The following is a 20,881-nucleotide window of genomic DNA, read 5'->3' as shown; positions in this document are numbered from 1 at the left end:
CAAAAAAAGCTGTTACAAAAGTACGAATCAAAAACCTAAACTTTTGTAACAGCTTCTTCTTTTCAGTGATTAATTACTTCCACCCCGTATTCTGGACCATATTCGGGTTCATCTGCGTCTCGTTATACGGAATCGGGTACAACCAATAGTGGTCTCCACCCCAGGCATAATGATAAGTGGCCTGTCCCCAAACCTGGCGCAGACCGTTCACCACCTGCTTACCGTTGTCATCGTATGTAGAGAACTTCTTTTCCTTCCAAGTCTTCCAACGAAGTTCGTCGAAGTAGATCAGGTCTTCACCAAGCAATTCCCAATAGCGCTCATTCCGGATGCGTTCACGCATATCGGCCTGACCTTTCACGGTCGTCGGTCCGTTGGAGTTGAGCAACTGAGCACCGGCACGGGCGCGTACCTGGTTGACGACCGCGATCGCTTCGTCTGTCTTGCCTTGTTCGTTCAACGCCTCGGCAAGGTTCAACAGGACATCGGCATACCGGATTTTCGGCATGTCGATTCCGGTTCCTTTCTGGTTGCCTTCGCCGACACCTTCGGTCACGAACTTGCGGTTCAGGTAATAGAACATTGCCTGCGTATCGGTACGCAAGTCACTCGGCTCGCGCGTAACCGTACCATCCGCATTTTGTATTTCTATCCACTGGCTACGGAACGGATAACGGCTTGTAAAGTAGTTATCAGCACCTCCATCACCGCCCAAATAGGTCGCATACGGCGTTATGACACTCATCTCCAAACGCGGGTCACGCTGGTCGTAAGCCTTGCGGATACGGGCTTCATTGCCGTTCGGCAGGTAATAATCCATATTGGCGCCCTGCTCTTTCGCGTTGGCGATTTCAGATTCCGTCAGGTTATCGCGCAGGAAGAAGACGCGACGTTCGTTGACCGTCAGCTTATAATACTCCGGAATGACTTTCGACCAGTCGAACTTGCTTCCGTCCGCACACTCGTAGGTATCGACGAAATCCGGATTAACCAAATAGTTATTCCACATCGAACCATAGGTACAGCGGTTACCGAATCCACGGTTTTTGGAGTTCCAATAACCGTCCTCTTCGATACACTGGACGGAGAAGATCATCTCGTCGCACTGTTCGTTGGCTTCTTTGAACAACATCTTATAGGCATCCGCACCGGAAGTAAACAGGCGGTAACCACAATCACCGACCTTTTTGAAGTCGGCTTCGGCAGAGGCCCAGTTTTCCTGCCACAAGTAGATCTTGCCTCTGAGCGCGTATGCAGCTCCTTTCGTGATGTGGCCATAATCATTATCGCCGCTGTTATACTTATCCGGCAAGTTAGGCTCGTTGATACAATCGGTCAAATCCTTGACCAGCTCATTCCAGAGATCCGCCATGGAGAGACGGCTGCCTTTGGCTTCATCGATATTCTTGATCGGGTCCGTATAGTAAGGCACACCGCCGAACAGCAAGTTCAGTTCATAATACCAATAGCTCCGAAGGAATTTGGCTTCGGCGATCAGACGCGCTTTCTTCGCTTCCGAAAACCCTGCCACGTCCGGCATATTGGCAATCACGTCATTGCAACGGATGATAAACTTATAGTTGTCATGCCAAATCCAGCTCGGCCCGTCTCCGGATGTTGTCTGGTTGCCGAACAGCATACCGAAGTTACGCCAGTTCGCATCGCGGTCCATCGTTGCCGAGAAGCAGTCGAACCACATATTATAATTATCGTTATACAAATGGTTCAGTCCATTGTAAAGGCCGGTCACGGTCTGTTCAGCCATCGTAGCATCCGCCCAAACCTCTCCTTCGCTCGGCTGGTTCTTCGGAGTCAGATCCATGTCCACGCAACCGGCAAGGAACAAACCGGACAAAACTGTTGCTGAGAAAAGTTTTGCCGTACTCTTTATTATTCCAAAATTATTCTTGTTCATACTTTTTTCACAATTTAATTAGAATGTCACATTAACACCGACCGTATACTGGCGGATCGGCAGATAACCGTCACCAGCCATACGTTCAGGATCGCTGCCCTCGAATTTCGTGATCGTCAGCAAATTTTCACCAGACAGATAGACACGTGCGTTCTGGATGAACGCGACTTTCATCCACTCTTTCGGGAAGGTGTAACCGATCGTCAGGTTTTTCAGTTTCATGTAGTTACCATTTTTCAGATGCCAAGAGCTGGTGGCACTTGCCTGGCCGCTGTTCTGATAACCGACGAGACGCGGAGTTTCGGAATGAATGTTCGTACGCGGATCATTCGGATTTTCAGGATCGAAGAAATAGTGGTCATAAGCGATGTCGTAGCCAAGACCATATCCGTGCGTGACACTGACGCTGTTTTGTGTCTGTTTGTAATAATCGATCTTGAATCCGGCTGCGCCCGCCCAGTTCATCGACAGGTCAAAACCCTTCCAGGTCATACTTGCCTGCAAGCCGAAGTAGTATTTCGGTCTCCAGGAGACCCCCTGGAAATCACGGTCGTCATCATTACCGTAGATACCATCTCCGTTATAATCGGCATAAATCATATCGCCATACCAAATCTTGTCCTTGCCGATCGCTTGATTCGGATAAAACTTATAACCGGCATCGAACATCGCCTGTAACCATTTCATATCAGCCTCGGTACGGATCATTCCGTCTTTCGGTCCACCGTTGATATTCACCGTCCCATCTCCATTGAAGTAAGAGCCGTTGCCTTTGTACGGGTTCATCATGAAGTATTCGTTCATCTCATGGCCTTCCACGATCAGGTTGGACGAACCGTTGGCCACTGTTCCGACATTCTGATACCATACCTTGTTGCCGTTGGCATCCGTACGCCATTCACGTACCAACTCGCCCTTGTATTTCGTCACTTCATTTTTGTTATAAGTGAAGTTTCCGGAAACCGAGTAAGAGACGTCTCCGACACGGTCATTCCAACCCAAGGTAATTTCAAGACCCTTGTTGTTGACACCTGCCAGATTCTGAAGCGGAGAAGTAAACTGGTTCAGAGATTCCGGGAGCGTCGGGCGATACAAGATACCATCCGTCTTCTTGTCATATACTTCGATCGTTCCGTTCAAACGGTTGTCCAAGACACCGAAATCCAAACCGATGTTGGTGATAGCCGTTTCTTCCCATTCCAAAGCATAGTTGGAGAAAGTCGTCATGGCCAAACCGTTGGATTTATTACCGTTGAACGCATAATTGTAACCGGAACCGTAAAGCGCCTGCCACTCGTAGTTGCCAATGGAGTTATTCCCCAACTTACCCCAAGATGCACGCAACTTCAAATTGCTCAGCCAATCCACATCTTTCATGAATTCTTCTTCGGAAATACGCCAACCGGCAGAGAAAGAGGGGAACAATCCCCAACGGGAATCGGGAGAGAAACGGGAAGAGCCGTCATAACGCATGTTCATTTCGAACAGGTAACGATTGTCAAACGCATAATTGATACGGCCGAACCAGGAACGGGAAGAATATTCGTATGAAGAGCCCTTGATATAATAAGGATCGGTCATGGCATTGAAGTCCGTCAAATTGACACTTGACATCCCTTCCTTGCAGATATCCACTTCGTCGCCCCAGTTACGCGATTCTTCGTAACCGACCAGTGCACCCACATCGTGTTTTCCGTATGTATGCGCCCAGCTTACCAGCATATTGGTCTTCCAGTATTTTTCACGTCTTTGCCAGTCATACACTTTATAAGTCGACATATCCGTAGAGGTCGGAGGCGTGCTCAAGGTCATCGTGCGGTTGAAACTGTACTGTTCCTTATAGTCGGACGGTTGCCATCTGTGATGGTTCGTGAACTGATCGTAATAGAAATTGGCCGTAAACTTGAAGTCTTTCAAGAATTTCACTTCCAGATAAGGATTCACGAAATACTTGTTTTGCTTGTAATAACCATACGAGTTACTCATGTTCAGCAACGGGTTGCCGGCCTGCCCGTCTTCCTCGTTGGTTTCGATTCCGCCATATTTGCCGTCATAATAAGGATAAACGCCGGGAGTCACCTTCTGCATGTTCAGTCCCCACATATCACCCAAGTTATTGCGATCCTGATCGGCGTTATATCCCCAGGCACGCATTCCGACAGTCAGAAAATCGGTCACTCTCGACTCGATGTCACTACGCAGGTAATATTTCTTTACTCCCGACTCGATGACCAACCCCGGATTGTTCAGGTAAGTACCCGAAATCGCATAGTTAGTACGTTTTTCCGCACCGGTCAGGCTGATGGTATGTTCCTGCATCCATTTCGGATCATAAACGACATCATACCAGTCCGTATTCGGATGCGTCACATAATTCGGTATGCCGGCAGCATTCGTCGCGTTCGGGTTCTTGCCAGCTTCACGCCATTCGTTGATTGTCGACTGGGAGAACTTGGCGGCTTGATTCGTGTTGAGGTATCCTTCGTTGACAAACTCCATATAATCTGCATAATCCGTCACCTGGCGGATCAGCTTGGCCGGAGTCTGGTAAGAGAACTTGCCCGAATAAGTCACGTTGATCTTCCCGTCCGAACCACGTTTTGTCGTAACCAAGATTACCCCGTTGGCACCCCTGTTACCGTAGATGGCACAAGAGGCGGCATCTTTCAAGATGGAGATCGAAGCCACGTCGTTCGGGTTCACTTCATTGAGGCTCATCTCCATTCCGTCCACGAGGATCAGCGGACCGGCATCATTCATCGTGCCCACGCCACGGATCAGGATGGAAGAACCTTCGGCATTCGGCTGGTTACTGGTATTCATCACATTGACACCGGCCGCCATACCGGACAACGATGCGGCGATCGTGGTAACCGGACGGTTCAACTTCTCATCCGTAAAATTGAGGCTGGCTACAGATCCGGTCAGATTCACCTTCTTCTGGGCTGCATAACCGACAACGACAATCTCTTCGAGAGCCTGCGTGTCATCTTTCAATACAATTTCGAAGGCGCCTTTATTTCCCACTGCGATTTCTTGGGCCATGTAGCCGATATAGGAGATCGAAAGTTTAGAATTGGCGGCAACGCCTTCCAGCGTAAATTTCCCGTCCATATCGGTTATTGTCCCGTTAGTAGTACCCTTTACCGAGACATTCGCACCGATAACCGGTTCACCATTCACATCGCGGACAACTCCGGTGATAATCTTTCCCTGTTGGTGAACGCCGGCTTCCTTGACGGTTATGATAATATTCTTATTCGATATCTTATAACTACAATTCGGGAGAATTGTAGTCAGTATATCAGATATACTGAGATCCTCAGCATTCAAAGTGACACGTTTGTCCACGTCTATTATTTCATCATTATAAAAGAACGTAAACTCACTGCAATTTTCAATTTTCTTTAAAACTTCCTTGACTGTTGAGTTTTTCATATTGAGGCTAATCCGGACAGTCTGAGAATAAGACTCGGTAGCGGAGAGCCCGCTTAACATGACAGTTAACATAAACAGGGTTAATCTCATCACCCTGACTTCTTTTTGAATAAAAGAATACAAAAGACCCTTTCGGTTAAAATAAATCATATTCTACATAGATTTTCAGTTAAACTTTATCGCCGGAACCAAATACCGGACGATAGGTTAATTAAATTTTTTCGACAGACGAATGCAATCCGCATACACCTGTCCTCCTTTTTCACAATAACATCATTTGTTTATTCCCATAAGCGATTTGTTTTAAAAGTTAAACATCTATTTTCGAGGGATTATATATACTTTATTTCCCTTTATTTCATACTTGATAGGCGCAATCTGGCTCATCGCCTCCATCACCTCCTCGATGCTCTCCTGCCGGATCGTGAAAGAAAGGCGGATGGATGCGGCAAACTGTTTCGGGCATTCGATATCCATATTATAGCGTCCCTCCATACTGATCAGAATATCAGTCAGGCTGTCGTTGTCGAACACCAGGCGGTCCTTGATCCAGTCGGCATACAAACCGGCTTTGGCTTCTTCGACAGAGGCGATCTGATCCGACTTATGGTATCTGAACAATTCATTCGGTTTCAAGTAAACCGGATCTTTCAAGGCTTTTCCCGATATCTTCACACTGCCGTTCAGCAAAGCGGTCTTTACAAATTCGCCGGAAGAATAGCTATCGAGATCGAAACAGGTGCCCAAGACCTCGACGTCAACCTCTCCCGCCTGTACGACAAAAGGCTTTTTCGCATCTTTCGCCACTTCGAAATAGGCTTCTCCTTCCAAAGAAACGAACCGCCTGTCACCGGCAAATTGATTCGGATAAGTCAGTTTGGTTTCCGAATTCAACCAGACCACCGATCCGTCAGGCAACGTGAACCGGCCTTTGCTCCCTTTTGCCGTTATCAGTTGGTTTTGTACGATGAGATCAGGAGCGGAATGCTCCCTCCAACTGCCGATGCCATAGCCTATCCCCAACAAAAGCAGCAACACGGCAGCGACCCGTGTCCAACGCAAAACCACCGATAGTCGTTTTCTCTTCGTACGTGATTCTCTTTCCATCCGGCCCCGCTCCCGCAAGATACGGTCTTTCAGTTTTCCCAAAGCGATATCGACCTCCAACTCGTTTCCGGCAGCGACATTGCAAGAGAGCCACAGGTCACGGGTTGCCGTAAAATCATCCCGGTTATGATCCGATTGTTTCAGCCACCGAAGCAATAACGTCTTCTCTTCCAGTTCTGCCGAACCATCCAGATAGCGGATTATGATTTCATTGATATCGTATGCTTCTTCTTTCATTAACAGATTCATTTATTAGTAATACAAAAAAAGGTAGTTTTACCCTACCTCCTTTTGTAAAAAACTCAGGAAAGCATTACACAAATTCCTTTCCATTACAGTTACGAATAATTCGTTGCTTTTTCACAGCACTTCCCGTATGAGTGAGAATCTTTTCTCATGCCGGTGAGAATAAATTCTCACCAAGGAGAGAAAACTTTCTCATCATGATGAGAACAGATTCTCATGCTAATGAGAAAGGCAAGTCACTGCCAGTACCAACAAAGGGAATAAGTCTTTTTGGACAAGATGTTGCTTCAAGCCGGAAAGAGCCTTGCTTATCTGCTTCTCAACCGCTTTGACGCTAATGCCCAATTGCTCCGCAATCTCGCGGTTTTTCAAGCCGTAGCTCCGGCTTAGCATAAATATTTTATGACATTGAGGGGGAAGCGTGTTTATATAAGACATGATTTCTTCCTCCAGTTCTTTCAATAACAGGCTCTGTTCGGAATTTTGCATATAAGAAGTGACATACTGATCCAAAATGTCAGCATCCCTTGCCGGTTCCAATGTGCATACATCCTGCTGCTTTTTATTCAGCGCGTTCAAGGCATGCGTATAAACCGCCCTGAAAAGATAAGATTTAATTGCTGCATCTTCAAAACGAATGCTTTCACGCCGTTGCCAAAGTTCAAAAAAGACATCCTGCACGATATCTTCTGACAAATCTTTGTCGTTAACAAAACGGAAAGCATACGCTCGCAAAGGTTTGTAGAAGCGTTTGAACAAAGCCTCCAACGCCGTAAAATCTTGAACATATCTTTCTGGTGACATGAGCTTATCATTTTATGAAAAGCAAAAATACAGATATTTTTCATTTAACACCGCCGGAAAGGGAATATTGACAACTCTATAAGCAATATTGCCATTTACAATGCCTCTATATTATCCGTATCTTTGCAGTATCAATAATAAAAGGAAACAATATGACACCGATTGAATTAACTAAAGCGGAATTTATTCAGCGAGTAGGAAACTTCGAAGAAAACCCCAAAGATTGGAAATATGTAGGCGACAAGCCCTGTATCGTGGACTTTCATGCTCCCTGGTGCGGCTATTGCAAACGCCTGGAGCCGATACTCGACGAGTTCGCAAAAGAATATGACGGAAAACTCTACATCTATAAAGTCAATGTAGACAATGAAGAAGAACTGGAAGCAGCCTTCAAGATCCGGACGATCCCGACCTTGCTCCTCTGCCGAATGGACGGGAACAAAGAAATGATGCTCGGCACAATGGGTAAACCGGAACTCCGCAAAGTGATCGAAGGCATCTTATAATATCTCTTCAGAGACGAGGCATACAAAAGGTATGCCTTTCTACAGAATCCAACCGGTAAGGCGTTGCGTTCTTCCTATTTCTTTTCCCGGACGGTTATATGGAAACAACCTTGCTTGCGTTCGTGCTTGACGTAGCAACGCTCTTCCCGTTTCAAATCGCGCAAGACCATCGCCAAGACCATCTTCAAGCGGTCTTTGTCGATATTCAAGGTGTCGCTCTCGTCTACTTTGGCATAGCGAGCCCAGGATACATCAAAAGTCGTCCCGTAGCGGTGGGCCGAGTTTTGGGAGGAGTTGGTATTTCTTTTTTTCAGGTTCTTGACATCGTCGACCGTGCGGGTGACACTGGTCACTTTGACTTTATAGATCGAAGCATTCAGATTGCGTAAGGAATCCTGGAAATTATGTCCGATATCTTCCAGCAACCGGGCTGCCGAAGGGATCAGATACGGGATGGAATGCGTCAGCTTTTCCACTTCATAATATTCGTTGGTTCCGATCTCCTCCATCTCCTTTTTTACTTTCTCCGCTTCTTCACGATTCGATGCCGGTTTGATGCCGATACGTTTCGCTTCGGCCAGATGTACATCGTTCAGATCTTTGAAATCGCGGTTATAGCTTCCGTTATACCAGATACGTTTCAACTCTCCGCGTTCTTCCTTCTTGCCACAAGACGAACATATCGCTACCACCGAGCAGGCAGCCGCTATCAACCAAATGCTAAATACTATCTTTTTCATCATTTCTCTTTTAACGGAAACAAAAGTAACCAAGTTTCACTGATTTCAAAATATTAATGTTCAAATAATCTTCATGAAGAGACAACAAAATACCTCACAATTTATTTTTACATAAAGAATATTACTAATTTTGTCTGCCTGAACGAGAATGACAAAAGAATTCGCAACAAAGGCAGAACTAAAACGAATTGAATGATTGAACGAATTTATATTCTTGAGAGCGTAGACCCTGTCATATTCTACGGAGTAAACAATGTCAACATGCAGTTGATTAAGACATTGTTCCCTAAATTACGCATTGTGGCAAGGGGAAATGTAATGAAAGTGATCGGAGACGAAGACGAATCGGAACTCTTTCTCAAGAAAATTCGCGAGGTAGAGAAATATTGTGAAGAATTCAACTCGCTGAGCGAAGAGGTCATACTGGACATCATCAAAGGCAAAGCCCCGGTGGTCGCCAAACAGGAGAACCTGATCATCCACGGGATGAACGGCAAACCGATCGTCGCCCGCACGGAAAACCAGCAACGCCTTGTCAAAGCATTTGAAGAAAACGACCTCGTCTTTGCCACAGGCCCCGCCGGGACAGGCAAGACCTTCGTCGCCATCGCCCTCGCCGTAAAAGCATTAAAAAACAAAGAAATCCGCAAGATCATCCTGAGCCGTCCGGCCGTGGAAGCCGGCGAAAAGTTAGGTTTCCTCCCCGGAGAAATGAAGGATAAGCTCGACCCGTATCTCCAACCCTTGTATGACGCCCTGCAAGACATGATTCCCGGAGCCAAGCTGAAGGAATACATGGAGAACAACGTGATACAGATCGCCCCGCTTGCCTTTATGCGCGGACGGACGCTGAACGATGCGGTCATCATCCTCGACGAAGCCCAGAACACGACGACACACCAGATCAAGATGTTCCTCACCCGTCTCGGAATGAATGCCAAAATGATCATCACCGGCGACGTGACGCAGATCGACCTGCCGCCGACAGCCACTTCCGGACTTGTACAAGCCATGCAAATCCTGAAAGATGTAAAAGGGATCGGCAAGATCGAGTTCGAGAAAAAGGACATTGTCCGCCATAAACTCGTCCAACGTATCGTCGAAGCCTACGATAAGTTCGACAACAGACAAAACCGTAGGATCGGTTCGCAAACCGTTCCCGCCGATAATCAGAAAGAGAAAACGAACAACATTAATAACAATCAGGACGCCCGATAAGCGCCCCATAAAAACAAAGGTATGAAGAAGGCATTAACAAAAACAGACTTCAATTTCCCTGGACAGAAGAGTGTCTATCATGGTAAAGTACGCGACGTGTATAACATCAACGACGACGTATTGGTGATGGTAGCAACAGACCGTATCTCGGCATTCGACGTAGTCCTGCCGGAAGGTATCCCTTACAAAGGACAGATGCTGAACCAGATCGCAGCCAAATTCCTGGATGCGACTACCGACATTTGCCCGAACTGGAAACTGGCCACCCCCGACCCGATGGTGACCGTAGGCGTGATGTGCCAAGGCTTCCCGGTTGAAATGATTGTACGCGGCTACCTCTGCGGAAGTGCATGGCGTGCGTACAAGAGCGGCGTACGCGAAATCTGCGGCGTAAAGCTGCCGGAAGGCATGCGTGAAAACGAACGTTTCCCCGAACCGATCGTTACCCCGACAACAAAAGCCGAGATCGGCGAACACGATGCCGACATCTCCAAAGAAGAAATCCTGGCCCAGGGCCTGGCTACTCCGGAAGAATACGAATTGTTGGAAAAATACACGCTCGCCCTCTTCAAACGCGGTACGGAAATTGCAGCCGAACGCGGCTTGATCCTCGTCGACACGAAGTACGAATTCGGCAAACACGACGGTAAGATCTACCTGATGGATGAAATCCACACGCCGGACTCTTCCCGCTATTTCTACAGCGAAGGCTACGAAGAACGTTTTGCCAAAGGCGAACCGCAGAAACAGCTCTCCAAAGAATTCGTCCGCGAATGGCTGATGGAAAACGGTTTCCAGGGCAAGGCAGGCCAGAAAGTTCCCGAAATGACTCCTGCTATCGTAGACGGCATCAGCGAACGCTACATCGAACTGTATGAACACATCACAGGCGAAAAGTTCGAAAAAGGCGATACGGACAACCTCCTTTCGCGCATCGAAAAGAACGTAACCGAATATCTCAACAAATAAGATAAACGGATATGGCGAAGTACGGTTCGGAACAGATTCTACCTTACAACAACGATGAGCACAAAGCTACACAAGTCAAGCGCATGTTTGACTCCATCGCCGGTACATACGATCGGCTGAACCATACGCTTTCGCTGGGTATCGACAAAATATGGCGCAGGAAAGGGATTGCTTTCCTGCGTCCTTTTTCACCCGCCTCGATCCTCGATATCGCCACAGGCACGGGAGACCTGGCTATCTCCATGCACCGCCGCCTGAAAGCCGACCGCATCATCGGGGCCGACATCTCGGAGGGCATGATGGAAGTCGGACGGCAGAAAGTCGCCAGTGCGGGATTGTCGGACCACATCACGTTCGAATACCAGGACTGCACGGCACTGACCTATCCGGACAACTCGTTCGATGCCGTCACTGCCGCTTTCGGAGTACGGAATTTCGAAAACATAGAGCAAGGGATCGCCGAGATGTACCGGGTACTGAAGCCGGGCGGGCATCTGATGATCCTGGAACTGTCCTCACCGGAACATTTCCCGATGAAGCAGCTCTATAACCTCTATTCCAAAATCGTGATACCCACCGTCGGACGCCTGCTTTCAAAAGAACATACGGCCTACAGCTATCTGCCGGCTTCCATCCGGGTCGTCCCGCAAGGGAAGGTAATGACCGACCTGCTCAGCCGGGTTGGTTTCAGCGAAGCCCGTTCGCGCACTTTCACTTTCGGTATTTGTTCGCTATACACGGGCAGCAAGGGCAGTTCACGAACCGCCCCAACAATATGAATCATCTTAAAATTACAGGTCATGCAAAAATATGGTTTAATAGGATATCCCCTCGGACACTCTTTTTCAAAAAACTACTTTAACCAGAAATTCGAATCCGAGAAAATTGATGCAACTTATCTGAACTTCGAGATCCCGAACATCAAAGATCTGAAGACTGTATTAAAAGACAACCCGGAATTGAACGGTCTGAATGTCACCATCCCCTACAAGGAACAAGTCATTCCCTACTTAGATGATCTGGACGAAGACGCCCGGCTGATCGGAGCCGTCAACGTCATCAAATTCACGAAAGGGCTCTTCGGCAAAAAGCTGAAAGGCTACAACTCCGACATCATCGGTTTCAAGCGTTCCATCGAGCCGCTCCTGAACGAGACACATCGCAAAGCCTTGATCTTAGGGACAGGCGGTGCATCGAAAGCAGTTTTCCAGGGATTGAAACAATTGGGCGTAGGCGCAACATTGGTTTCCCGTAAACCGAAAGAATTCTGCATCACCTACGAAGAGATCACTCCGAAGACGATGGAACAGTACACCGTCATCGTCAATACGACCCCGTTAGGCATGTTCCCGAATATCAACGCCTGCCCGGACATCCCCTACGACCTGCTCACTCCGGACCATCTGCTGTACGACCTCTTGTACAATCCGGATGAAACCCTTTTCATGAAGAAAGGAAAAGAAAAAGGAGCTGTCGTGAAGAACGGGTTGGAAATGCTGCTGTTGCAAGCGTTTGCGGCTTGGGAGATCTGGCAGAAATAACCGATATTCCAAAAGAAGATCGATTCGGTAGAAGAATAGAAACAAGGGGTAATCCGTGCCTAAAATCGGTTCAAATCTGCCAATAATCGAACTAAAAACTCATACACTCCAAGTCAATACGAAAGCGGGGGTAACGAGGTAGTTCAACCGATAAACCGAGCCTTGCTCCGTGCGCGTTTCATGGGCGGTACAACTTCCTTCTTCCGCATACCGGAACGGACGGACATGCAGATGTTTCCGGAAATCGACCTCTTCCTGTCCGATCATCTTGAACAGCGTTTCCTTTGCACACCAATGAAGTAGCAGATGTTCCGTTTCGTGCTCCTTGTCGATGCCGGCTTCCTCTTCCGGGGCCATAAAGCGGCTGCGAATCTTCAGTACCCGTTCGGAATGATATTCGATGTCGATGCCGGCAGCAGGATGGTTCTGCAGCAGGACGGCAGCATACCCTTTCGTATGCGAAATACTGATGTGTAAAGGCGAATCCGGCAGATAAGGCGCACCGTTCAGATGATAGGCGATGCGAAGGGGGCTACCCAAAAGCTCCTGCAGAAGCACGCGGCTGGCAAGCCATTCCCGGCGACGGTGTTCCGTGCGGATACCGTCGAGCTCCGCAAGATATTCTTCGGCATTCTTCAGAAGGGCCAAAAGAGTCTCAGAGGATTCTTCGATCTTCCAGACCCCCCAAAGCGGAGCGATATGTTGAAGGAGAAGAGGCATTATTTCTTCCAGTTAAAAGATTGGATCAATTCAATGACATCCTGTTTCAGATAGTCGGTGACGGGAACCAGCGAATCGGCATTCGGAATACAGTCGTAATACAAAGCCCCCCGGAAAAAGCGGGAGACGCTGTCGGTCAGCATGAATTGCAGCGGCGAAGCGGATTCGCCATCCAGCATGAAAAGCGAGCCGTACACCGAAGCCTCCGGATTCGTGTACGCCTGCACTTTGATCCGTTCCGGGTATTTCGCCTGCCGGACCACCAAGGCGCGGCATTCCTCCTCCGCCCTGCCCAACGTAGCCGGAGTGACGGGAAAGTAGCTGCAATAGAGCTTCGCGTTCAACTGCGGATAAGAGAGGTTGATCCATCCCGCCGGATTCCCGACCGGAGGCAACTCCACTTCCGCCCATTTGGAAAGCCGGAAAGTATAAGGCAAATCCTCCACCGGAAGCACCTGGTAAGAAGGGACAGGCGGCTCGATACGGAAATAGCCGCGCGGCTTCGGCGTATATTCCGTGCAGGAAACATACAAGGCCGACAACAGAATCCATATTATACCGGCTGATATACGCATTTATTCCCCCTGTTTATCCTTTGCCTGCTCTGAGATGCGGTTGAACTTGACTTTCAGGATACGGCGATTGTCGATTTCCAAGACCTGGAAACGGTAGTCGTCATACTCGATGATCTCGCGCCGTCGCGGGAAGTCCCCTTTGATCTCCAACAAAAGGCCGGCAAGGGTTTCAACCTCCTCCGTCAGTTTGCCGAACTCGGCAGGATCGGCTCCGATCACACGGAAGAAATCGGTCAGTAATATCTTGGCTTCAAAAATAAGGCTGCCGTCCGCCAGGCGGATGAACTGCTTTTCATCTTCATCATATTCATCGGATATCTCGCCGACAATCTCTTCCAGGATATCCTCCATCGTCACGATACCGGAAGTGCCGCCGAACTCATCCACCACGATCGCCATGTGGATCTTGCTGGTACGGAACTCTTCCAGGAGATCGTCGATCTTCTTCGTCTCTGGCACGAAATAGGCCGGACGGATCAGGCTCTGCCAGCGGAACGTGTCGGGCTTCTCCACATACGGCAAAAGGTCCTTGATATACAGGATTCCCTTGATATTATCCTCCGAATCGGCATAGACCGGGATACGGGAATAGCCGGATTGGATGATAAAATCGACCACGGTGCGGAAACTCGTCTTGATTTCGATATCCTCCATATCCAGACGGGGCGTCATGATCTCGTCGGCTGTCTTGTTGTAGAACTTGATGATCTCCGATAGCATCTCCTTCTCTTCCGGCATTTCGGTGGAAGTGAGTTCCAATGCTTTGGAAAGCTCGTCGACCGAAAGGTCGTACTTCTTCTTGACCAACGCCTTGTTGATGACGCTGGTCGACGTGACCAATATTTTCGAAAGCGGGCGGCAGACACGCTCCACGACATTCAGCACGGGAGCCGAACTGCGCACGAACCGCAACGAGTTTTTCTGTGCGTAAATCTTCGGCATGATCTCGCCGAACAACAAAAGGAGAAAGGTCAGGACGATCGTCTCCAGAACGAATCCCAACATCGGAGCGGCAGAGAAATTGATGATCGCATTGATGCCGTAAGTACAAAGCATGACGACAGCCACATTCACAAAGTTGTTGGCGATCAGAATAGCGGCGAGCAAGTACTCGGAACGGTCCAGCAAACGCTGGATTAACGGATCGGAAGGCTCATTCTCCTCCCGGATGTCATTAATATCACCCGGGGTTAACGAGAAGAACGCCACTTCGGAAGCCGACACGAAGCCGGAAACCAACAGCAGAAGGATTGCGAGGCTTAACGCGATTACAGGGCCTGCTGTGAACGCCTGTATGGTAACCTGGTCGAATAAGCCCGATAAATAATAGTCTGAGTCCAAGGGGAACAGTATTAGTTAAACAATATCAGAACGGAAGATCGTCCGCACTGTTGGAATCTGAAGATGTGTCCGGTTGTCCGGATGCGGGTTGCTGGTAGCCTGCCGGTTGCTGATATCCGGCGGACGGCTGGGCGGTCTGCGGCTGCGTTCCCGTCATACCCGTACCGGAAGCAGTGTCGCGATTTCCCATGCCCGAACCGGTACTGTAGAACTCGACACGGTCGGCATGGATTTCCGTCACATACCGCTTCACGCCGGACTGGTCGTCGTAACTGCGCGTACGGATCTTGCCTTCCACATAGAGTCCGGAACCTTTCTTCACCCATTTTTCAACGAAGGAAACCAAATCACGGCGAACGACCACATTGTGCCATTCCGTACGTTCGGGAACAACCGTCCCATTGGCTAACGTATAACCTCTCTCGGAAGTAGCAAGCGGGAAGTTGGCGACAGCAGCGCCACTGTCGAAGTAACGCACTTCCGGATCGCGTCCGACGTTACCGATCAATATAACTTTATTCAATGACATAGCTCTATTCTTTTATTTAGTTTACAAAGAAACATAAATTCAGTCATTCTGACAAGTTTCCTTCTAATTTCTCCAAATAAATCTGTATCAGGCGGGGAACTGCATATTTCTCCACATCGCCCGTCGCCACAGGGAGGAAAGATTTCAGGGCATCGCTCTCCCGCTCTATCTCTATCCGGTAGAAAGCCGCATACAGGATCTGATGGGACAGGACATGTTTCACCCCTTGCAAATCCAGCGAGACATCCAGCCGTCCCGCCCCTTCGAACAGGCGGCGAAAGGCATCCGTCGCCTGCAACTCCGCAAAATCCATAGCCCTGTCCGTTTCGATAAGCGGAAACTCGTAAAGCCCTTCCCAGATATCTTTTCCTTTCCGGCGGGACAACCAGGTTTTACCTTTATATATAATGTATAAGTAATGAAAATACCGGTCACGCGTCCTGGTCTTCTTCTGCTTCACCGGAAAGGCTTGCACGTCGCCTGCCCCGTAAGCCGCACAACACCCTTTCAGCGGACAGGCTTCGCAATCCGGATTTTGCGGCACGCATTGCAAGGCGCCCAATTCCATCATGGCCTGGTTGTGCAGTCCGGCATGCCGCGGGTCCATCACCAGACCGGCCAGTTCCGTAAAAGTTTTTTTCCCTTTGGGCGTATCGATCGGAGTGCTTACCGCAAACAGGCGCGAAAGCACCCGGAAGACATTCCCGTCCACGACCGGATACGGCTGGTTCCAGACAAAGGAAACGATAGCCGCCGCCGTATATTCCCCTATCCCTTTCAAAGAGATCACATCTTTATATTGTTTCGGGAATACCCCGCCGAACCGTTCCATGATATCCTTTGCCGCGGCATGCAGGTTACGGGCGCGGCTGTAATAGCCGAGGCCTTGCCAATATTTCAACACCTCGTCTTCCTCCGCCGTAGCCAGCGAAGCCACGTCCGGGAACCGTCCGGTAAAGCGGATGAAGTAATCCATTCCCTGGACAACCCGTGTTTGCTGAAGGATAATCTCGGAAATCCAGATGATATAAGGATCGGAAGATTCGCGCCAAGGCAGCTCTCTCTTATGTTCCCGATACCAGTCACGCAACAAACGGCTGATTTCTAATTCGTTTTCTATCTGCGACATATCGTTCTTTTTAAGCCTTCTCAAGACTTGCAACTAATTGATTACTGCAAACATACACAGTTCTAACGAATTGTAAGGAAACTTTTTTCTTAAAATTTGGTTGGCAATTCTTTTTCCACTTAAATAAAAAGCTATATATTTGCATTCCAAAAAATTAATAGGTCCAAATCAATTATTTAATTAATTTATAGACATGACTAAAGCAGATATTGTTAGCGAAATTTCAAAAAGCACTGGCATCGACAAACAGACAGTGCTGAACAGCGTAGAGTCCTTCATGGACATCGTAAAAAGTTCATTGTCTCAGGGCGAAAACGTGTACCTGAGAGGTTTCGGAAGTTTCGTGATTAAAAAGAGAGCCCAGAAGACAGCTCGTAATATTTCAAAGAATACTACGATCATCATCCCGGAACATAACATTCCGTCATTCAAGCCGGCTAAGACATTCTTGAACGAAGTAAAGTAATTTAGTTATTATAGTTTAATTTAAAATTTTAAAACAATGCCTAGCGGAAAGAAAAGAAAAAGACATAAGATGTCTACGCACAAGCGCAAAAAGAGACTAAAGAAGAATAGACATAAGAAAAAATAAGTCTATTTGAACAACTCTGAAGAACAAACTTAATAAGAGACCTTTTTAAGTTTGTTCTTTGCGTATTTAATAAGGTCTCGCATTTTAACACCTCTTTTTATAGTGATTAGTGAATTAGTAGTGGATGTACAACCCAAAGAGGTATCTATAGCCGTACTGGAGGATAAGAACCTTGTCGAGCTCCAAAAGGAAGCCCGCAACGTCTCTTTTGCCGTCGGTGATATCTACTTAGGCAAGGTTAAGAAACTGATGCCGGGTTTGAACGCTGCTTTCATTGATGTAGGTTATAAAAAGGATGCATTTCTTCACTATCAGGACTTAGGTCCTAATTTCAACACCCAGCAGAAGTTCCTCAAGCAGGCACTGGCGGAAGAGAAGGGAGAGAAAAAACTTCCCGCCCTCTCCAAGCTGCAGCTGCTTCCCGAAATCGAAAAAAACGGAAGTATCAGCGACGTGCTCAAAGTCGGACAGGAAGTGCTGGTGCAGATCGCCAAAGAGCCGATTTCAACAAAGGGTCCCAGACTGACTTCCGAGCTTTCGTTTGCAGGAAGATACATCGTGCTGATGCCGTTTGCCGATAAAGTATCGGTTTCCACAAAAATCAAATCGGCCGAAGAGCGGGCCCGTCTACGCCAACTCATTCAAAGCATCAAGCCGAAGAACTTCAGCGTAATCGTACGCACCTCTTCGGAAGGAAAGCGCGTTGCCGAACTCGATCATGAATTGAAGACATTACTGAAACGTTGGGAAGAGAACATTCCTAAGATCACCAAAGTAAAAGCTCCTGCGCTCATCTACGAAGAGACGGCAAGGGCAGTGGCTTTGTTGCGCGACATCTTCAACCCCTCTTTTCAGAACATTTATGTGAACGATGCGGACATCTATCACAATATCCGTGATTATGTCAGCCTGATTGCCCCCGGACGGGAAGAAATCGTGCAACGGTACACCGGCGAACTTCCCATCTTCGACAACTTTGCAATCACAAAGCAGATCAAGTCCTTATTCGGACGCACCGTCACGTACAAAAGTGGAGCCTATTTGATTATCGAACACACGGAAGCCATGCACGTCATCGACGTAAACAGCGGGAACCGCTCCAAAGGCAGTGATGCCCAGGAAAAGACGGCTATCGACGTGAACACGGCAGCGGCAGACGAAATCGCCCGCCAATTACGCTTGCGCGACATGGGTGGCATCATCGTAGTCGACTTCATCGATATGGCCGAAGCAGCCAACCGGCAGAAACTGTATGAACACATGCTGAAAGCGATGGCCGGCGACCGGGCAAAACATAATATTTTGCCATTGAGCAAGTTCGGCCTGATGCAGATTACCCGCCAGCGTGTTCGTCCGGCAATGGATGTCGATACATCCGAAGCCTGCCCGACCTGCTTCGGAACGGGAACCATCAAACCCTCTATCCTGTTTACCGACAGCCTGGAAGGAAAAATCGACTGCTTGGTCAACAAACACAATGTGAAGAAATTCGCCCTGCACGTACATCCTTATGTAGCGGCATTTATCAAGAGCGGAAGATTCCCGCTCAGTTGGAAATGGAAACTGAAATACTCGATGGGTATTAAAGTGATTCCGAATCAAAGTCTGGGCTTCTTGGAGTATAAATTTATCGACTCCGACAAGAACGAACTGGACATGATGGAAGAAAAGGAAATCAAGTAACTGAAAATCCCCGGAGCGGTTAAAGCCTTCGGGGATTTTTTCAGCCATATCCGAAAAGCTAAAACAAAAGGAGTATAAAGCCTTTCATCTGCTTATATTGCCTGTTCACATACTCGGCAATTCGCTGATAGGCCTTTGCAATGTGAATGTTGACGGTCTTCTCACTAATCCCCAAGACATCCGCTATTTCCCGGTTTTTCAATTTATCGGACAGGACAAGACGAAACACTTCCTTGCACTTCGGAGGCAACGAATCGATCGCCTGCTGGACCAAAACCTGATATTCTTCATCCAACAGACTTTTTTCAGGTGAATCCGAATCCGGTATCAACTCTATTTCATATAAAGAATATGAATCTTTCTCCTGCACATATCCCCTTCTTATATAATGTAATGCCTGATTCTTGACGGACACATAGAGGTAATGTTCCGGTTCTTTTACATGCGAAAGCGTTTCCCGCTTCTGCCAAATAACCGTAAAAACATCCAGGACGGCTTCTTCCGCCAATTCACGAGAGTTCAAATAATAATAAGCAAGATGGAACAAACGCCGGGAATAGGTTTCAAAAAATACCCGGAACGCTGTTTCATCCCCTTTCACCATTTTTTCAAAAAGAGATATGGTACTCTCTTTTTCCATCTCTTAGATATAGTCCTTTTACGATATAATAATAATCGGTAAATGTAGCTAAAATTATTCAATCAGACAAGTCCGTTCCCGTAACCCTATTCTTTAGCCCCCGTAACCAATAGGGTTAGGAGGCGTAATGCATAGGGTTATGCAAAGGAGGTCGTTTTCCGCTAAAATATTTTTTTTGCATTCCGGATAGGAGTTTTTTGCTTCACCTGTCATCTCTATTCACAAAGCAACCGGAATAAGATGGAAAATGAACAAAACAACAAAGAACTCGAATCATTGACAAAGCGCATACGCTTCAAGTCCTTGCCATTTGATGAAAAGCGGATGTCCGAACGTCTGGCGGAAAGAATCCGACGGCCTGTCGTCATTTCTTATGCCGGTAAAGGAACCCCTGCATGGAAATACCTGTCCATAGCGGCTTCCATCGCCCTCCTGTTGGTTACAAGCATCATCCTGATCGACAAGGAGCCGGAACAGGAACTCGTCTATTATGAAACGACAGCCGTCCCCGATGCAAAAACAAAAATCACATTGCCGGACAGCAGTGTCGTCTGGTTGAATGCAAATGCCTGCCTGCGCTATCCGAGGGAGTTCAGCAAACAGATCCGGCAGGTCGAAATAAAGGGAGAAGCATTCTTTGAAGTCCGCAAAGACGAGAAGAAACCTTTCATCGTCCAAACCGACGGTATCGGCATACGAGTATTAGGAACCACATTCAATGTCGACGCGGAACCGGAGAAAACCGCGGTTACTCTCATCACCGGGAAAATCGGGTTGTACAAAAAAACGAATCAATCCCAAACGGCAGACCAAATACTGTCACCCGGCGAGCGGGCAGTCTTCTACAAGCCAGACAACACACTGAAAGTTTCGACCATACGCCCGGAAAGCACGACTTCTTGGATCACGGGCAAATTCATATTCAGGGACAGTCCCTTGGAAGAGATCATGCAGGAGTTGCAACGGGCTTTCCATGTCAAAATATACATCGAAGACGAAGAGTTGGCCCGACAGACGTTCAATGCCGATTTCACCGCAAAGGAGACCTTGGATGAAATACTATCTGTAGATAATAACTGAAAAGTACTCCACTTAGTAATTGAAAAGTATACCACTAAGTGCGTCTGATTAGACGGTTCAAATATAGTTATTTTTCATTGGATTTCAACATTTTTTGTGTTTCTTTCA

At 47.7% G+C, this 20,881-nt stretch carries 19 protein-coding genes; 8 read left to right on the top strand and 11 right to left on the bottom strand.

Annotation, left to right across the window (positions count from 1 at the left end; genetic code table 11):
* Positions 1–73: 73 nt before the first annotated feature.
* The 4 genes from ACW6QF_RS16930 to ACW6QF_RS16915 all read right to left on the bottom strand — a co-directional run bounded on the left by ACW6QF_RS16930 (position 74) and on the right by ACW6QF_RS16915 (position 7,510).
* A complete protein-coding gene (locus tag ACW6QF_RS16930) occupies positions 74–1,915 on the bottom strand; it encodes a RagB/SusD family nutrient uptake outer membrane protein (protein ID WP_456088669.1) in 1,842 nt (613 codons plus the stop codon).
* Positions 1,916–1,933: 18 nt separating this feature from the next.
* Complete coding sequence (locus ACW6QF_RS16925) at positions 1,934–5,443, bottom strand: TonB-dependent receptor (RefSeq protein ID WP_456088668.1); 3,510 nt, start codon at positions 5,441–5,443, stop codon at positions 1,934–1,936.
* A gap of 228 nt (positions 5,444–5,671) precedes the next feature.
* On the bottom strand, positions 5,672–6,697 hold the full coding sequence (locus ACW6QF_RS16920) for a FecR family protein (RefSeq protein ID WP_456088667.1): 1,026 nt from the start codon (positions 6,695–6,697) through the stop codon (positions 5,672–5,674).
* A 228-nt stretch (positions 6,698–6,925) separates the two neighbouring features.
* Positions 6,926–7,510, bottom strand: coding sequence for an RNA polymerase sigma-70 factor (locus ACW6QF_RS16915; protein WP_456088666.1), 585 nt, complete (start codon positions 7,508–7,510; stop codon positions 6,926–6,928).
* 152 nt (positions 7,511–7,662) lie between these two features.
* Between ACW6QF_RS16915 and ACW6QF_RS16910 the strand changes: the two genes are divergently transcribed.
* Entirely contained in the window at positions 7,663–8,016 is a 354-nt protein-coding gene (locus tag ACW6QF_RS16910) for a thioredoxin family protein (RefSeq protein WP_008154802.1), read from the top strand.
* Between the two features lie 74 nt (positions 8,017–8,090).
* On the opposite strand, the gene ACW6QF_RS16905 is transcribed toward ACW6QF_RS16910, so the two are convergent.
* Positions 8,091–8,759 carry a DUF5715 family protein gene (locus tag ACW6QF_RS16905; protein WP_308573223.1) on the bottom strand — a complete coding sequence of 223 codons (669 nt, stop codon included), beginning with the start codon at positions 8,757–8,759 and terminating at the stop codon, positions 8,091–8,093.
* 189 nt (positions 8,760–8,948) lie between these two features.
* Here ACW6QF_RS16905 and ACW6QF_RS16900 point away from each other — a divergent pair, with 189 nt between their 5' ends.
* Genes ACW6QF_RS16900 through ACW6QF_RS16885 form a run of 4 tightly spaced genes read left to right on the top strand, consistent with a single transcriptional unit; the run spans position 8,949 to position 12,484 of the window.
* Entirely contained in the window at positions 8,949–9,974 is a 1,026-nt protein-coding gene (locus ACW6QF_RS16900; protein ID WP_298551633.1) for a PhoH family protein, read from the top strand.
* 21 nt (positions 9,975–9,995) lie between these two features.
* Positions 9,996–10,943, top strand: coding sequence for a phosphoribosylaminoimidazolesuccinocarboxamide synthase (locus tag ACW6QF_RS16895; protein ID WP_298551635.1), 948 nt, complete (start codon positions 9,996–9,998; stop codon positions 10,941–10,943).
* Between the two features lie 11 nt (positions 10,944–10,954).
* Positions 10,955–11,722 carry a bifunctional demethylmenaquinone methyltransferase/2-methoxy-6-polyprenyl-1,4-benzoquinol methylase UbiE gene (gene ubiE / locus ACW6QF_RS16890; RefSeq protein ID WP_456088665.1) on the top strand — a complete coding sequence of 256 codons (768 nt, stop codon included), beginning with the start codon at positions 10,955–10,957 and terminating at the stop codon, positions 11,720–11,722.
* Between the two features lie 21 nt (positions 11,723–11,743).
* The gene (locus ACW6QF_RS16885) at positions 11,744–12,484 is read left to right on the top strand and encodes a shikimate dehydrogenase family protein (protein WP_298551639.1); all 741 of its coding nucleotides are present in this window, start codon (positions 11,744–11,746) and stop codon (positions 12,482–12,484) included.
* A 99-nt stretch (positions 12,485–12,583) separates the two neighbouring features.
* Here the strand turns inward: ACW6QF_RS16885 and ACW6QF_RS16880 are convergent, their stop codons facing one another.
* The 5 genes from ACW6QF_RS16880 to mutY are packed head-to-tail and all read right to left on the bottom strand — an operon-like array spanning position 12,584 to position 16,778.
* On the bottom strand, positions 12,584–13,204 hold the full coding sequence (locus tag ACW6QF_RS16880) for a 4'-phosphopantetheinyl transferase family protein (RefSeq protein ID WP_456088664.1): 621 nt from the start codon (positions 13,202–13,204) through the stop codon (positions 12,584–12,586).
* The gene (gldD, locus tag ACW6QF_RS16875; protein ID WP_456088663.1) at positions 13,204–13,779 is read right to left on the bottom strand and encodes a gliding motility lipoprotein GldD; all 576 of its coding nucleotides are present in this window, start codon (positions 13,777–13,779) and stop codon (positions 13,204–13,206) included. Before gldD ends, ACW6QF_RS16880 begins: the two co-directional genes overlap by 1 nt.
* A complete protein-coding gene (gene gldE / locus ACW6QF_RS16870) occupies positions 13,780–15,120 on the bottom strand; it encodes a gliding motility-associated protein GldE (RefSeq protein ID WP_456088662.1) in 1,341 nt (446 codons plus the stop codon).
* A 25-nt stretch (positions 15,121–15,145) separates the two neighbouring features.
* Positions 15,146–15,649: a single-stranded DNA-binding protein gene (gene ssb, locus ACW6QF_RS16865; protein ID WP_456088661.1), complete on the bottom strand. Its 504-nt coding sequence runs from the start codon at positions 15,647–15,649 to the stop codon at positions 15,146–15,148.
* Positions 15,650–15,692: 43 nt separating this feature from the next.
* Positions 15,693–16,778 carry an A/G-specific adenine glycosylase gene (gene mutY, locus ACW6QF_RS16860; RefSeq protein ID WP_456088660.1) on the bottom strand — a complete coding sequence of 362 codons (1,086 nt, stop codon included), beginning with the start codon at positions 16,776–16,778 and terminating at the stop codon, positions 15,693–15,695.
* Between the two features lie 193 nt (positions 16,779–16,971).
* Here mutY and ACW6QF_RS16855 point away from each other — a divergent pair, with 193 nt between their 5' ends.
* Both ACW6QF_RS16855 and ACW6QF_RS16850 read left to right on the top strand, forming a co-directional pair.
* Positions 16,972–17,244, top strand: coding sequence for an HU family DNA-binding protein (locus tag ACW6QF_RS16855; protein WP_005636204.1), 273 nt, complete (start codon positions 16,972–16,974; stop codon positions 17,242–17,244).
* Between the two features lie 228 nt (positions 17,245–17,472).
* Positions 17,473–19,053, top strand: a complete 1,581-nt coding sequence (locus tag ACW6QF_RS16850) for an Rne/Rng family ribonuclease (RefSeq protein ID WP_456088659.1) — start codon at positions 17,473–17,475, stop codon at positions 19,051–19,053.
* A gap of 58 nt (positions 19,054–19,111) precedes the next feature.
* Here ACW6QF_RS16850 and ACW6QF_RS16845 read toward each other — a convergent pair whose 3' ends face one another.
* Entirely contained in the window at positions 19,112–19,693 is a 582-nt protein-coding gene (locus tag ACW6QF_RS16845) for an RNA polymerase sigma-70 factor (protein ID WP_298551650.1), read from the bottom strand.
* Between the two features lie 240 nt (positions 19,694–19,933).
* Here ACW6QF_RS16845 and ACW6QF_RS16840 point away from each other — a divergent pair, with 240 nt between their 5' ends.
* The gene (locus ACW6QF_RS16840; RefSeq protein WP_456088658.1) at positions 19,934–20,773 is read left to right on the top strand and encodes a FecR family protein; all 840 of its coding nucleotides are present in this window, start codon (positions 19,934–19,936) and stop codon (positions 20,771–20,773) included.
* Positions 20,774–20,881: the final 108 nt, after the last annotated feature.

Source organism: Parabacteroides sp. (assembly GCF_977054455.1).
This window is presented reverse-complemented; position numbering and strand designations above follow the sequence as displayed.